Here is a 14,516-nt window from a genome sequence, read left to right as displayed (position 1 = left end):
TCACATAATTTAATTACTAACTTATTTTATAAGCATCATGAAATGTCCTTTAAGCTGAATTTTCTTACTGCTAAGCTAACTAACCCAGGAATATAGATAAGTATGTAGACAATCATCCATATACTTGGAGCTGTACTTGTTATACCGCCTGAGCCCATGAAAGGACCTGTAATACCAATATTTCTAAATATGGACGAAATCATCTGCCTGTATATTATATCGAAGGGTGAAATTAAGCTAGAAATAATCCCTAGATTTATAAGACTTTGATTTGAGAGCATGGAGCCTACCTGTTCCATTACTCCACCTATAAGTCCTAAAATATATATTGAAATAACAAATATTCCATTGCTTAGTGTTTTAAATGTAGCGCTTCCTAAAATAGAAAGAGCTAAAATAGCTATTGGTTCCAAAGTAAAAAATAAAAGACCTTTTATTATATTTAGTGGTTCAAGGCTATTTACTATAGGAAGTTTAAATATTGTACATATTGTAATTATTGATATAAAGAGAAAAACTGAATATATCACTGATAATGCTCCAAGTCCAAGATATTTTCCAATTACATAACTAGATCGTTTAATTGGACGTGTTATTATAGAATGTATTACACCACTTTCAATTTCTGAAGAAATTGAACCTATAGATGCCATAATTGTGAGAAATGCCACAAGCATACTTGAAAAATAAAACCCTAAAAATGATATTATATTTGAAGCTACATCAAGAGCATTTATTGTATTTAAAGACCCTGCTCTTGCAAGATCCTCTACTGCAAAATGAGTGATTACCCCAAATAATGTAAGGTAAACAAGAGTAAGTGCTGCAACAAGTATTAATATTTTTTTCCTTAAAGCCTCCTTAAAGGATGCTGCTGCTATTGCAATCACCTTTGCTCACCCCCTTCTATCAAATTTAAAAATACATTTTCAAGTGAAATTTTCTTTGGTGAAAGTTCAAATAGTCTTCCTCCTCCGTTAATTATTATAGATGCTATGCAATGTATGTCAGTTTTGCTCTTAATTTGCATATTTAGCTTGTTGTTTGATTGTGTAAGAGAGCTATCAAACTCTTTAAGCTTACTTAAAATTTCATTACTTAAATTTTCTGCATTTATCTCAAGGATTAACTTGCTTTCAAGTATGTCATCCATTTTTCCGTACTTAATTATACTGCCCCTTTTAATTATAGCCGCACTATCACACACAGCTTCAACCTCACTTAGCAGATGACTGTTAAGTAACACTGTTTTCCCCTTAGACTTCAAGGTCGTCATTATTTCCCTTACTTCTTTCCTACCCACAGGATCAAGTGCTGAAGTAGGTTCATCTAAAAAAAGCAGATCTGGATCTGTTAAAAGAGCACATGCTAATCCAATACGTTGCTGCATACCCTTGCTATAGGTGCCTACACGATAACTCTCATGACCTTTAAGTTTGACAATATCAAGAACCTCTTCTATCTTTGATACTGCACTTTTTTTGTCCAACTTATATAAGGAAGCATGAAATTTTAGGAGGTCTTCGCCTGTCATCCAATCCTGATATTTAAAGTTTTCAGGCAGATATCCTATTTTCTTTCTTACATCGATATCACCAACAGGCTTACCCAATACAAATGCTTTTCCACTGGTTGGAAATAATAAGCCTACCATCATTTTTATAAATGTACTTTTTCCTGCCCCATTAGGACCAAGAAATCCAAAAATTTCTCCCTCACCTACTGATATTGATATGTCTTTACAGCCAATTTTATTTCCATAATATTTTGTTAAACTTTCTGTCTCTATTACCATCCTATCACCTCATAAGCAAAGCTTTATTTAACAGATTTTGCAATCTTTAAAAGCTCTTCACTGTCTACTTGTCCGGATACAACATAGATAATACCCTTATCGTACCAAATTACTGCTGATTCAAAGTTCTCTTCTGAATTTCCATAATCCTTAGACATATATCCTTTTGCACCGTTTATATTAACTTCTGTCATTTCTGATTCTATCACTGGAATATACAGAGTGCTTTTCCAATCCTTCATAGACTTAAGCTGTGATTGTAGCCTTTGAGGAATTATAGGCATTTCTACAACTGCATCATACACTGCGTCAATATCCACATCATCAGGTACTGTTATTTCTGGAGATTTTGTCTCCATAATTGTTATAGGTTTATTGTTTATACTGTAGTTCATAGTCACCTGAGAAGCAAAATCTATTTTAAAAGTCTTACCATCAATATTTGCTGGCAGAATTTTTGTAGCTCCATAGGATTTCATTATTTCATTTACATTCTCTGCCTTAAGTGTGAACTCAATAGCTGTAGGTTCAACAACATTAACACTTGGTACTACCCCATCAAGAACTGATGGAAAAGCTACTGTAACATCTGTAATGTTTTTTACATCTTCTTTTGAAGAAACTTTCTTCTGTCCTCCTTGTACCTTTATGTTTCCCATCTTTTCAAGGCTTATCTCTCCCTGCCCACTTGAAAGCTTACTCTGAATCTGTTGAATATCATCAAGAGTTACAGTCACTCCTTTTAAATCCTGAGCTCTAAAAATAGATAGTGTTTTTGAAATTGCTGCATTAACTGTTTGACCATTTATAATTGCCACAGCTAGTATAGCTGTACAAATTAAAGCTATAGTTTTTTTATTCTTTAACATATAGATAAACCCTCCTAAAAAAATTGATGATTTTTAATCTTATTCTAATTTGTAAATAAAGAATATCATATATTTTATTGTTTATCAATAAATATTTATCTATTTTCACTTTATATTTATTTTTTAACAACAAAAAAAGCAGTCCTCACTTGTAGAACTGCTCTTTATACACTCTTTATACTTTACTATAATTTTTATATTAAAAAGTATCATCTATTAATTAAAAAGAATATCATAGATTAAAGTAATTATGTCTGAGGGGAAGCTGTGAATTTTAATGGGTGGAGTAATTTTGAAGATTTTGCTAGAGCCTGCGGCTATACTAAGTCAAACAATGAAAATGAATCTACTAATGAAGGTTGCAAGGATATCCCCAATGGATTTCAAAGCTTAAATCCTGAACTATTCGTTATTATAGGAGCTATTCTTGGAGAAATATTGGCAGGTAATATGCCTTTTAACGTTCAGAATGCACTCGGAAACTGGTTTGAACTACTTGGACAAGTAATATTAACATATAATGCACAACAACAATATTTCCAAGGTGGTCCAGGGTTATATTATAATCCTAAAAATTATAATATAAACAATCCATATTGTGGCCCGAATAGTCCTACTGCCCCAAAACCTGAAAATACTCAAAGTCAAGCTGATAAAATCAATGAACTAGAAGCCCGTATTAATTCCTTGATGGCTGAAATAGAATTGATTAAAAATAAAACTAATGATTAACTAAGTTTTCTATCTTAGTTTCATCATTAAGTGTTCATTTATTCCCTCTCTATACAAACTTGGTATGTAGCCTACTTCAGTATATCCGACTTTTTCATATAGCCTTTTTGCATCTGGATTAAAATCTCCAACCACTAAAAATACTTTTGAAAAGTCTTTAAAACAAGTATCTTCAAAGTATTGTAATAGCTTTCCGCCTACTCCATGGTTACGACTTTCTTCTTTTACTGCAATTATATGTAGATATGGAAATGCATGAAATGCTCCACTTAAAATAAACCACAAAAATCCCAAACAGTTGTTGTCCATATCTACTGCTACATATATTTCTTCTTTAGAAAATCCTTCTTCTAATGCCTTCCTAGCTCTTCCTGATTCTGTGAAATATCTTTTTCCTAGTTCTGAATTTATTAGGGCTTCTCCGCAGTCATTTATGTGATTTAGGTTTCCTTTTATTATCTTAATGTTCATATTTTGATTATCTCCTAAAATTTAATTATACATTTTATCAAAATCTACTATTATTCCTAAATTACTATTCTTATTCAAACTTTCATTTTTAATTCTATTTTTATAATAAAGAAAAGCATCCTGATTTATACAGAATGCTTCTAACGACTATATAAAATAATATATAACTCATTTATCTATAAAAATCACTTTTCTATTTCGTTTCGATAATTACTAATAAATCTCTAACTCCAAACACTATGAAATCTCCTTCTTATAAATCCCCATACATTTTTCTAGGGTTTTAATCATCTTACTAACTATTTTTCATAAGTGTCTATTTTGTATTATAAATGGAAATTTTACATAATATTGTTGAAATTTGCAATAAAGTTTCTTATAATATAAATGTATTAAGATCCTTCTTGCATAAAAGGAGGTACACTTAATGGTAAATAATTTTTCAGTTATATTAGCTGCTATACTGGGATTTATAGAAATACTTGATTATAATATTAAGAATAAATCTTTTAAGAAACTTCTTAAATTTTGTCAAGTGGCAATTATATTTACTGCTGTTGGGTTCCAACTCGGAACTTCAGTGTAATATTCATAAGATAAAGAATAATTCCACAATATTTCTGTTTAGTTTGGTTTCTCTACCATATTAGATAATAAATAACATAAATGTATTGTGTGCGGAAGGTGATTATGCACCTGCTAAACAAGAGAAAAGCACTGGCTGCAACCAGTGCTTTTTGCTGTTAATAAAATTTAATAATCTATATTTATTAAAAATATAGTATCTTAATATGTATGCTTAAACTAACAGCGTTTTTTTTAGTGAACCCATATATTCACTAATAAAATAAACAATAAAAAGTATGTGTGGGTTACACTCACTTTTCTCAGTTATTAGCTTACTATTATTCTACACTATTCATAGCCATATAATCAACAGTTTTTAGTTAATTTTTCCCATAAATTACTTCATTTTTCTAAATTTATTATTCTTAAACCCTAATTTTCTTTTGTAAAAATAATTATTTTACTGATTTTATTGATATAATCGTAATTATGAATAATGCTAACTTAATATTTCTATCTATAGTCAAATTGCCCAAATCATATATTTGAAACTGCCAATTACAGTATTATTTGTATAAAAAATAAAAAATAGTAACCCCAGATCGCAATTGGAAAGCTAATATTTTTACACAAAAACAAGTGATACAGTTGCCTAGCAACTATAGTTGTATATAGTAAAGCGTTAGCGCACTCTACTTTTTTTATTTTGTTCATTTCTTACTTATCTTATATCAGATTTTCTTAAATTATCATAACTAAATTTTATTTGTTTTTTAGTTTTAAAATAAAAAATACAACCATGTAAAACTATCCTATTATGGGTATCTTTTTGCAACAAAATTTATTATTCATATACCTTATCCACCCTAAACATTCTATTCTCAGTTATTATTTTGGCTCCTTTATTTAACCTAGGACAATATGAATATTTTAATCCTAATTCAACACAAATACCATCTTTTACTCCATTTTTACTTATAAATATTGCTGGATTCTCACCCCACTCAATAGGCGCTCCATATGAACTAGAATTACCTGTAGTAAACACTGACCATTCTTGTTGGCTATAAGATATATCTGTTACTCCTTTTGAATCAAAAAAATCTTTGAGTTTTTTGAGGTTTTCATTCATAGGCAAAGGGTTTAACTTTTCCATTCTAAGCAATTCTAACTCCATCTTTAATTTTCTATTTTCTTCTTCTAAAAACATTCGACTTTGATTATACTGTTCCTCTTTGTCTTTAGATATAATTTCATCTGCCTTTATCCAACCAACTAAATCATATTCTTTCTCTATACTGTTTAATTGCCTATGAACTTCTGCCCTAATTCCATCCATATTATTATAGAATCCACATATTTTACTTTTAACTAATTCTTTGAATTCACAATATTTATTTCCTTCGAATGTTTCAATTATTTCTCCTCCCTTTATTTTAATTCTTCTTTCAAGCTCTTCATCACCCAGTACAACTGCAAAAAAAGGCTTACTTTTTCCTAGAGCATATTCATATTCTAAATGAGTATAACTCTTACCACTTTTGGGTTCTATCGAACCATATCTTCCACCTAAAATTAACATATATGCGTCAGAATCATCTATCCATTTGTAAATTGTATCCATTTGACTTTTTCCCGATTTAAATAACTCCATCCCTGCTGGTATATGCCCTGCATCTAATATAGCCTTAACAGCAACCTCTCTATCCTCAATTAAATCCTTATACGTAGATGAAATAAATACTTGTAATTTCTTTTCCATATAACAAACTCCTTACTCAATCGTTATATTTTACCACACCGTATATGTTCATAAAATCATCCTTAAATAATAAAACCTATATTATATATATTAATATTTGAGAACTTACCTCTTACTTATTATTCTTCTTAAATATATTTGAGCACTCTATACTACTAAATAATTTAAATTAATCTTTAGAGTTTATGCTATTATTCATATTCATACATTTTAATACCACTTACCTATTTAACCTTTGGTTTATGAAGTTATGGAAAAATACCAAAAATGCTATTAGTGTATCATCCTACCGTATTTAATTCTCATGTCTTACTATGCTTAATATATAAATTATGCTATACTATCCAAGTAAAACTCGTATCCGTAGAAGTGGATGGCTACGGTGGTTTATACGTTTCTCCCACCTTGGGCTATTGGTGATATTTCACTATAGCTTAAGGGGGTGGTATTGGATATGCACCTCTATCTTGTAGAATAAAACTTTTATAGTTTTATTCATCAATTCCTTAATTTCAAAAACAACTGCCGCAATTTTCTTTCCATCAGTAAAATTAAATGATTTTAATGAAATACTTGAGGTATTTCTACAGCAATAATGTACATAATCTTTTTATTTCAACTGTAAAAATCAAAGTGAAATTTATTGCTTTAGATATAGAAGTTTAAGAAAAAGAGAAAAAGTACCCCTCCTCAAGATTAGTGCTTTTTCCTTGCTAACATAACTCAAATTCAATAGCTCCAGAACTAAAACCTTTCTAGAAAAAGTTCGGTGTTCCCTCACTAAGCTTTTTCTCATTTACACTTCAAGTGTAAATTGTGTTAAATATTCTTTATATTATATAATTTATTAATCTATATATAAATAAATTACAAATAATCAATTATTCCATCTTCTAGCTGAAATTCCTTCATAGTAACTTTTTTACCCTGAAGTATACTTTCAAAAGCATCATAATTATCTTTTAAAGATGGAAATATTTCATCTATAGATTCTATTTTTTTCTCACTACATATAAAGACTATTTCAGTAATTAAAATTGCTAAATAATCATATAAATGCTCTATATAACTTACTAAATATTTACTTTCTTTCAATGCTGAATGAGCAATTTCATTTCTTACTCTATATAATCTTTGAATATGCCAAGAAATAGTTTCATAATACTTCTTTATCTTCAGCACAACTGAAAGATTATCTTTTAATATGTCTTTTAATTCACCTAATCTATAAATTAATAAGGAGTTTACAGCGCATAGTTGTTTTATTTCATTAAATGTTTCATCATCTCTAATAGCTCTAATTAACTCTCTTACCATTTCTTGTTTATAATCATTATTAAGGTCTATAGCTCCATTGGTCAAATTTAATTCAACTTTACATCTAATACAATCTTCACCAAAATTTCTTACTATTTTATAAATATATCTCTTACATACTATAGGTGGTAGAACTTCTTTAATATGTGAAATAATATTGCTATATTGTCCAGTTCTCATAAATGACTCCAAAGCTATCCATAAATTCATAAATTTTTCTTCTGGATAAACTGATAATAAACTAATATTTGTATAATTAAACACTCCCTTAAATGCATTATTTGTTAGCTTTAAATTTTCATTACTTTTTGAATATACTTCCATTGCATTTTCAAAAACCTTATTTGAACTGTCTAAAAATAAATATGTTTTATATAAATCTTCAATTTTAAAACTCCAAATGTAAGAGCTCTCTTCCATAATTACGAAACCATCAAGATCCTTCAGTGACCATGAATTGATTTTATTATAAAAAGCTAAAATAGTAATTTTACTATTTAAATTATTAACAGCTTCTAGGGCTGCTGCTTTTACATCCTTAGCTTTAGCAGTAAAAATCATATATTTCTTTTCATTTTTAACTGGTAACTTTTTCTTTTCAATAGTATTATGTTTGTCCAATATTTCGTTATATCCCAATATGGATATACCTAATTTTTTTATTAGTTCAATTACTTCAATATCACTTGTATTAGCACCTTTTGCATTCAATTTTAGATTTATGTATATGGTAAACTCTTGATCTTTTCCTAATTCATCAGTAAATTTGCTCCAATTAGATTCAAAATCTACATTATCGCTTAATAAGAAAATTCTATTAATTAAAGTTGATACACCATATGGTGTCCATCCATTATAAATGCACAAACTTGCTAATACCCTTATATAAATATGTACTTTTTGTAAATCTCCATTCTTAATGTTATCAAATAACTCCTTCATAAGCCATTCTTGATATTTAGGTTCAATTAATTTTAGTGAGTAACTCATTTCACATTTAGCACGTAGCAATTTAGATTTTTCATCTTTTTTTATAACATTACCTAAATGGCTCTTTATTCTCCCACAAAGCCCTCCCATATATTTCTCAATAATATCATCATCATTAATTACTCTTAACAATTCTAACCTACATGCATCTACATTATCCATAGTTAAAAAGGATCCATCTAGTGTTTTCTCAATTACTTCTAAATATTCTCTCATTCCTACCACAACATTCCATATAGAATACTGGTATGTATCTAATGTCCTTGGCTCAAATATTTCTAAACATCTTTGTAAGAAAAAAATAACTGCCTTATTATTAATACCCTTATTTAAAAAATGATTATCATTATAGTTTTTTAACATGATTCCTCCTATTGACATATATTTTATTTACTTGTATAATATCAATATAAGTTGAGTAGAATATAATATATTGAATAGATGAGGAACATTCTTTAGTGTTGAGACTTTGTCCACGCAAAAAGAATCATCCTCTTTTTTATTTTACAATATATTTCAGATTAATACTATAATTATAAAAATTTTTCATTCTATTATTAAATAAAAAGCTATCACATATAAAACCTAGTAAAATTTATATGTGATAGCTTATTTTTTATTTATATTAAATATTATTTTCTTTTTTTACTATGTTACTTATTTTTAATTACTACACAATTTTTGTTGTCCAATCCTCACAATTCCATATCTCAGTAACTACATCTCTGTAGAATTCTGGTTCATGGGATACTAATAATATTGAGCCTTTATATTCTCTTAAGGCTCTTTTTAATTCTTCTTTTGCTTCTACATCTAAATGGTTTGTAGGCTCATCTAGAATTAGTATATTTGTTTCTGTGTTTAGGATTTTGCATAGTCTAACTTTTGCAGCTTCTCCTCCAGATAAAACCATTATTTTTGATTCTAACTGTTTAGTTGTTAATCCACATTTAGCTAAGGCTGCTCTTATTTCATATTGAGTTTTGCTTGGGAACTCTTGCCATACTTCCTCTATACAAGTGTTAGTATTTCCTGATCTATCTTCTTGTTCAAAGTAACCTATGTATTGATAATCTCCAAGTTCAACTTCTCCACTTAAAGGTTTGACTTTGCCAAGTAAACTCTTTAATAGGGTAGATTTACCTAGTCCATTTGCTCCAACTAAAGCTATTTTTTGTCCTCTTTCCATATAAAGATCTAATGGTTTAGTTAATGGTGAGTCATATCCTATAACTAATCCTTTAGTTTCGAATATTACTTTTCCTGAAGCTCTAGCTGCTTTGAAGTTAAATTCTGGTTTTGGTTTTTCTTTTGAAAGTTCTATTACGTCCATTTTATCAAGTTTCTTTTGTCTTGATTTGGCCATATTTGCAGTAGCAACATTTGCTTTATTTCTTGCAACAAAGTCTTCTAGCCTAGCTATTTCTTTTTGTTGCTTTTCATATGCTGCTTCTAATCTCTTTTTGTTTTCTTCATATAGTCTTCTAAATTCATCATAGTCTCCAACATATCTTGTTAGCTTTCTTTCTTCTACATGATATATAAGATTAACTACTGAATTTAAAAATGGAATATCGTGGGATATTAATATAAAAGCATTTTCATAGTTGTTTAAGTATCTCTTTAACCATTCTATGTGCTCTTCATCTAAATAGTTAGTAGGCTCATCTAAAAGTAATATTTCTGAGTTTTGCAGTAATAACTTACCTAATAATATTTTTGTTCTTTGTCCACCAGATAAATCATCTACATCTCTATCTAAACCTAAATCTAAAAGTCCAAGACCCTTAGCAACTTCTTCTACCTTTGCATCTATTACATAAAATCCATTATGGTCTAATAAGTCTTGAATTGTTGCTGTTCTTTCTAGCATTTTTTCTAATTCTTCTGGTTCTACTTCACCCATTTTTCCATAAAGAGAATTCATTTCTTCTTCTAAATCAAATAGGTACTTAAATGCATCTCTAAGTGCATCTCTTATGGATATTCCTTTTTCTAAAGCTGCATGTTGATCCATGTATCCAACTCTAACATTATTTGACCAAAGTACCTTACCTTCGTCTGGCATAAGTTTGTTTGTAACTATGTTCATGAATGTAGATTTTCCTTCTCCGTTAGCTCCAATTAAACCTACATGTTCTCCTTTTAATAATCTAAAGGACACATCTTCAAATATAGCTCTATCACCAAATCCATGGCTCATGTCTTTAACTGTTAAAACACTCATTTTCTTCTCTCCTTAGTATTAACTTCGCTAGGATAATTTTAATAGATGGTCAAGTTTATTACAAGAGTATTTCACTTTATAATTTTATCCAATGTATGAATTGTTTTTATAGCATTTATATTTTTTACGTGGACAAAATAATATTGTTGAAGAAAGATTTTAAAGATTATCAAATGTGATAAATCAATAAACCTCAACTTCAATGAAATAAGCAGCTATCAACTTAAAGAAATACACTGGCTTACTTTATAGTTTGTCGGTGTATTTTTTTAACTTCCTTTTAATAATTCTTAACGATATTAAACATTAAATTTTACTAATTTACTGTTATTATTATTTTATAAGATACAAATATTTATTTAAGGAGGATTTTTATGAATAATAATTACACAATTAAAAGCAAGATAGTAATTGAAGTTGAAACAATTCTAGGTCAAAGCATTATCCCAACAGAAAAAATGTTTAAAAATTTAATTAATTCAGATCTTACCCAAGCTTCATATTTAGTAAAAGAGGTAGAAATATTAAATTTTGCTATTGAAAAGTATACTGAAAATCTTGAAAAAATTTGTGATTAGTTTTACCTAGAGCTTCTTTTATTGAAGTTCTTTTTTTGTTTTAATTGTAAACCTATTTTAAAATAATTTGGTTGACAATTGTTTTTTGCTCTTTTATACTATGGTATATATTTACCATATAATTTATTTTAAAGGAGTTTTATTATGAACCAAAAATTATCTATTAGAGACTTAACCTTTATAGGTATGGGAGCTGCTATATTAGCTGTTTTATCTCAATTTTCAATACCTATTCCCTTTTCTACAGTTCCAATCACTCTACAAGTGCCAGCAGTTATATTATTAGCCCTTATTTATACTCCAAAGCAATCATTTTTATCCGTTATAATTTTCATTCTATTAGGTGCTGTTGGTTTACCTGTTTTCTCTAACTTTCACGGAGGATTAAATGTAATTCTTGGCCCTACAGGAGGATATATTATAGGCTTCCCCCTAATGGCTTTAATAATTGGCTATTCTAAAAAACTGGACAATCCTATATTAACTTTCATTTTAGTTTATATAGCTATTGCAGTTGATTATTTTACAGGTGTTTTACAATTATCCATAGTTGCTCACTTATCTCTTCCAGCTGCACTTGCTGCAGGATTATATCCATTTATTATTAAAGATATTATTGTTGTATTTTTAACTGTTTTGTTAGGAGTAAAAATTAGACAAAGACTCTCTACTGCTCTTCTTTAAATCTATGTTGGGGTATGATAAAATAATATTATTATTTTAAAGAATAGAATGGGGGCTAATAATAATGATATCTAATAAAATGAAAGATCTTGTAGCTGGCAGTTCTACAATAAGAGCAATGTTTGAAGAAGGAAAAAGACTGGCATCAATATATGGGGAAGAGAATGTTTTTGATTTTAGTCTTGGAAACCCTAATGTAGAACCTCCAGAAGTTGTAAAAAATACTATAATCGAAATATTATCTGAGGAATCTCCTAATTTTGTTCATGGCTATATGAGTAATTCAGGTTATGAGGATGTTAGGCTTAAAATTGCTGAGTTTACTAACAAAAAACATAATCTAAATTTAACTGAAAATAATATTGTAATGACTTGTGGTGCTGCTGGTGGATTAAATATAATTTTTAAAACACTAATGAACCCAGGCGACGAGGTTATAACTTTTGCTCCTTATTTTGGAGAGTATAGAGCATATACCAACAATTATGATGGAAATCTTGTTGTTGTTCCATCAAATACAGATACTTTTGAGCCAAACTTAGAAGAATTTGAAAATAAAATAACATCAAAAACTAAAATCGTAATTATAAACTCACCTAATAATCCTACTGGAGTTATCTATTCAGAAGAAGTTATAAAAAGTCTAGCTAATATACTTAATAAAAAGCAAAAAGAATTTAATAGTAGCATTTATTTAATTTCTGATGAACCATATAGAGAAATTGTTTATGATGATATTAAAGTTCCGTACTTATTAAATTATTATAATAACTCTATAATAGGATATTCCTATAGTAAATCACTATCTTTACCTGGAGAAAGAATAGGATACATAGTAGCAAATAGCTCTCTTGATGATTTTGATATTTTCATGCAAGGTTTAAATGTCGCTAACAGAGTACTAGGTTTCGTTAACGCTCCTTCTTTATTCCAAAGAGTAATTGCTAGAACTTTAGGTGCTGAGGTTGATGTTGATATTTATAAGAAAAATAGAGATTTATTATATAATCACCTTACAAAAATAGGTTTTTCTTGTGTAAAACCTAATGGAGCTTTTTATCTTTTCCCTAAATCTTTAATAGAAGATGATGTTAAGTTCTGTCAAGATGCTAAAAAGTTCAACTTATTAATCGTTCCTGGTACTGCCTTTGGTTGTCCTGGACATTTTAGAATTTCTTATTGTGTTTCTTATGATAAAATTGAAAAATCTTTAGCTGCTTTTGATAAACTAGCTGAATTATATTTAGGATAATAGGTGGTTATTATGAGTACGCTTTGGTTAGATAAAATAAGAAAAGTTGACCCCTATATTCCAGGTGAGCAGCCTAAGGTAGTTAATATCTTAAAGCTAAATACAAATGAAAACCCTTATCCTCCAGCTCCTAAGGTTATTGAGGAGCTTAAAAATATAGAGGGTTCAAACTTAAGATTATATCCTGACCCTACTGCTGGTGAATTAGTAGAAACTTTGGCTGATTATTATGGTTTAGAAAAAGATCAAATTTTTGTTGGAAATGGTTCTGATGATGTTTTAGCTTTATCTTTTATGACTTTTTTTAATTCAGACAAACCACTATTGTTTCCTGATATAACTTATTCTTTTTATCCTGTATACGGTGATTTATTTAATATTAAATATGATAAAATTCCTTTAAATGAGGATTTAACCATAACTAAAGAGGACTACTTTAGAGAAAATGGAGGAATTATATTCCCTAATCCTAATGCACCTACTGGCGTTGGTGTGGATTTGTCCTTTATAGAAGATATTTTGGTGAAAAATAGAGATGTAATAGTGATTGTTGATGAGGCTTATATAGATTTTGGTGGAGAATCCGCTGTTAAGCTTATAAATAAATATGATAATCTAGTTGTTATTCAAACTTATTCTAAATCAAGATCTTTAGCAGGTTTAAGAGTTGGTGTAGCTTTAGGTTCTAAGGAAGCTATATCTTACTTAAATGATGTTAAGAACTCTTTTAACTCTTATCCTTTAGATTATATATCTCAAAGATTAGCTATAGCTTCTCTTAAGGATGATGAGTATTTTAAAGATACTTGTGCAAAAATAATTAAAACTAGAGAAAATACTATTAAGGAATTAAAAGAATTAGGTTTTATAATTCCTGAATCAAAGGCTAACTTCATATTTATAACTCATCCTACTATAAAGGCTAAGGATTTATTTGAAGCCTTAAAGAAAGATGGTATATTCGTTAGATACTTTAGTTCTTCTAGAATTGATAATTATTTAAGAGTAACCATCGGTACTGATTCTGAAATGGAGAGATTTTTAAATTTCATAAAAGATTATATAGCTTAATTTAAAGAGGTCTTTGAATAACAAAGACCTCTTTAATATATTATTTTATTTTTTCATCTTCAAAACTTCTATATCCCTTATCTACTTTATCATTTCCTTTATTATCTTGCTTTTCATGAAGTTTTTGTCTTCTTTCACCTTTTTGCATTGAGTTATTAGGTTTATTTTGTGGCATAATAATCAACTCCCTTCAATAAGTAT

General features: G+C 28.7%; 14 protein-coding genes. 6 read left to right on the top strand and 8 right to left on the bottom strand.

The window, feature by feature from the left end; genetic code table 11:
• Positions 1-35: 35 nt before the first annotated feature.
• Genes B3N22_RS22960 through B3N22_RS22950 form a run of 3 tightly spaced genes read right to left on the bottom strand, consistent with a single transcriptional unit; the run spans position 36 to position 2,664 of the window.
• Positions 36-890 (bottom strand): ABC transporter permease, encoded by an 855-nt coding sequence (locus B3N22_RS22960; RefSeq protein ID WP_238907274.1) that lies wholly within the window; start codon positions 888-890, stop codon positions 36-38.
• Positions 887-1,795: an ABC transporter ATP-binding protein gene (locus B3N22_RS22955; RefSeq protein ID WP_238907275.1), complete on the bottom strand. Its 909-nt coding sequence runs from the start codon at positions 1,793-1,795 to the stop codon at positions 887-889. Before B3N22_RS22955 ends, B3N22_RS22960 begins: the two co-directional genes overlap by 4 nt.
• A 23-nt stretch (positions 1,796-1,818) precedes the next feature.
• The gene (locus B3N22_RS22950) at positions 1,819-2,664 is read right to left on the bottom strand and encodes a DUF4367 domain-containing protein (RefSeq protein ID WP_286910931.1); all 846 of its coding nucleotides are present in this window, start codon (positions 2,662-2,664) and stop codon (positions 1,819-1,821) included.
• Positions 2,665-2,931: 267 nt separating this feature from the next.
• Here B3N22_RS22950 and B3N22_RS22945 point away from each other — a divergent pair, with 267 nt between their 5' ends.
• Positions 2,932-3,396 carry a hypothetical protein gene (locus tag B3N22_RS22945; protein ID WP_286910929.1) on the top strand — a complete coding sequence of 155 codons (465 nt, stop codon included), beginning with the start codon at positions 2,932-2,934 and terminating at the stop codon, positions 3,394-3,396.
• Between the two features lie 9 nt (positions 3,397-3,405).
• Here the strand turns inward: B3N22_RS22945 and B3N22_RS22940 are convergent, their stop codons facing one another.
• Positions 3,406-3,867, bottom strand: coding sequence for a GNAT family N-acetyltransferase (locus B3N22_RS22940; protein WP_286910928.1), 462 nt, complete (start codon positions 3,865-3,867; stop codon positions 3,406-3,408).
• 427 nt (positions 3,868-4,294) lie between these two features.
• Between B3N22_RS22940 and B3N22_RS22935 the strand changes: the two genes are divergently transcribed.
• Positions 4,295-4,453 carry a hypothetical protein gene (locus B3N22_RS22935; RefSeq protein ID WP_286910926.1) on the top strand — a complete coding sequence of 53 codons (159 nt, stop codon included), beginning with the start codon at positions 4,295-4,297 and terminating at the stop codon, positions 4,451-4,453.
• Between the two features lie 825 nt (positions 4,454-5,278).
• Here the strand turns inward: B3N22_RS22935 and B3N22_RS22930 are convergent.
• The 3 genes from B3N22_RS22930 to B3N22_RS22920 form a co-directional block, all read right to left on the bottom strand.
• Positions 5,279-6,196, bottom strand: a complete 918-nt coding sequence (locus B3N22_RS22930) for a DUF4062 domain-containing protein (protein WP_286910924.1) — start codon at positions 6,194-6,196, stop codon at positions 5,279-5,281.
• Positions 6,197-7,063: 867 nt separating this feature from the next.
• Positions 7,064-8,866, bottom strand: coding sequence for a hypothetical protein (locus B3N22_RS22925; RefSeq protein ID WP_286910922.1), 1,803 nt, complete (start codon positions 8,864-8,866; stop codon positions 7,064-7,066).
• A gap of 307 nt (positions 8,867-9,173) precedes the next feature.
• Positions 9,174-10,730 (bottom strand): ABC-F family ATP-binding cassette domain-containing protein, encoded by a 1,557-nt coding sequence (locus tag B3N22_RS22920; protein WP_021803769.1) that lies wholly within the window; start codon positions 10,728-10,730, stop codon positions 9,174-9,176.
• Between the two features lie 374 nt (positions 10,731-11,104).
• Here B3N22_RS22920 and B3N22_RS22915 point away from each other — a divergent pair, with 374 nt between their 5' ends.
• The 4 genes from B3N22_RS22915 (at position 11,105) to hisC (ending at position 14,315) form a co-directional block, all read left to right on the top strand.
• Positions 11,105-11,308 (top strand): hypothetical protein, encoded by a 204-nt coding sequence (locus tag B3N22_RS22915; RefSeq protein ID WP_286910919.1) that lies wholly within the window; start codon positions 11,105-11,107, stop codon positions 11,306-11,308.
• Positions 11,309-11,452: 144 nt separating this feature from the next.
• Complete coding sequence (locus tag B3N22_RS22910; protein WP_181602122.1) at positions 11,453-11,992, top strand: biotin transporter BioY; 540 nt, start codon at positions 11,453-11,455, stop codon at positions 11,990-11,992.
• A gap of 64 nt (positions 11,993-12,056) precedes the next feature.
• Complete coding sequence (locus B3N22_RS22905) at positions 12,057-13,244, top strand: pyridoxal phosphate-dependent aminotransferase (protein ID WP_286910916.1); 1,188 nt, start codon at positions 12,057-12,059, stop codon at positions 13,242-13,244.
• Between the two features lie 12 nt (positions 13,245-13,256).
• Positions 13,257-14,315 (top strand): histidinol-phosphate transaminase, encoded by a 1,059-nt coding sequence (gene hisC, locus B3N22_RS22900; protein WP_286910914.1) that lies wholly within the window; start codon positions 13,257-13,259, stop codon positions 14,313-14,315.
• Positions 14,316-14,355: 40 nt separating this feature from the next.
• Here hisC and B3N22_RS22895 read toward each other — a convergent pair whose 3' ends face one another.
• The gene (locus B3N22_RS22895; protein WP_278335150.1) at positions 14,356-14,490 is read right to left on the bottom strand and encodes a clostri-philic family protein; all 135 of its coding nucleotides are present in this window, start codon (positions 14,488-14,490) and stop codon (positions 14,356-14,358) included.
• Positions 14,491-14,516 lie beyond the last annotated feature (26 nt).

Source organism: Clostridium sp. UBA1652, from assembly GCF_002320975.1.
Taxonomy (GTDB): Bacteria; Bacillota; Clostridia; order Clostridiales; family Clostridiaceae; genus Clostridium_T; species Clostridium_T intestinale.
Note: the sequence above shows the minus strand (reverse complement) of the source record. Positions and strands in the feature narration are given on the sequence as shown.

What these genes read in the sequence shown, in the direction of transcription:
- B3N22_RS22935 (WP_286910926.1), top strand. Translation starts at nt 4,295, where the DNA reads ATGGTAAATAATTTTTCAGTTATATTAGCTGCTATACTGGGATTTATA.
- B3N22_RS22895 (WP_278335150.1), bottom strand. Translation starts at nt 14,490, where the DNA reads ATGCCACAAAATAAACCTAATAACTCAATGCAAAAAGGTGAAAGAAGA.
- hisC (WP_286910914.1), top strand. Translation starts at nt 13,257, where the DNA reads ATGAGTACGCTTTGGTTAGATAAAATAAGAAAAGTTGACCCCTATATT.
- B3N22_RS22950 (WP_286910931.1), bottom strand. Translation starts at nt 2,664, where the DNA reads ATGTTAAAGAATAAAAAAACTATAGCTTTAATTTGTACAGCTATACTA.
- B3N22_RS22925 (WP_286910922.1), bottom strand. Translation starts at nt 8,866, where the DNA reads ATGTTAAAAAACTATAATGATAATCATTTTTTAAATAAGGGTATTAAT.
- B3N22_RS22940 (WP_286910928.1), bottom strand. Translation starts at nt 3,867, where the DNA reads ATGAACATTAAGATAATAAAAGGAAACCTAAATCACATAAATGACTGC.
- B3N22_RS22920 (WP_021803769.1), bottom strand. Translation starts at nt 10,730, where the DNA reads ATGAGTGTTTTAACAGTTAAAGACATGAGCCATGGATTTGGTGATAGA.
- B3N22_RS22955 (WP_238907275.1), bottom strand. Translation starts at nt 1,795, where the DNA reads ATGGTAATAGAGACAGAAAGTTTAACAAAATATTATGGAAATAAAATT.
- B3N22_RS22915 (WP_286910919.1), top strand. Translation starts at nt 11,105, where the DNA reads ATGAATAATAATTACACAATTAAAAGCAAGATAGTAATTGAAGTTGAA.
- B3N22_RS22930 (WP_286910924.1), bottom strand. Translation starts at nt 6,196, where the DNA reads ATGGAAAAGAAATTACAAGTATTTATTTCATCTACGTATAAGGATTTA.
- B3N22_RS22905 (WP_286910916.1), top strand. Translation starts at nt 12,057, where the DNA reads ATGATATCTAATAAAATGAAAGATCTTGTAGCTGGCAGTTCTACAATA.
- B3N22_RS22910 (WP_181602122.1), top strand. Translation starts at nt 11,453, where the DNA reads ATGAACCAAAAATTATCTATTAGAGACTTAACCTTTATAGGTATGGGA.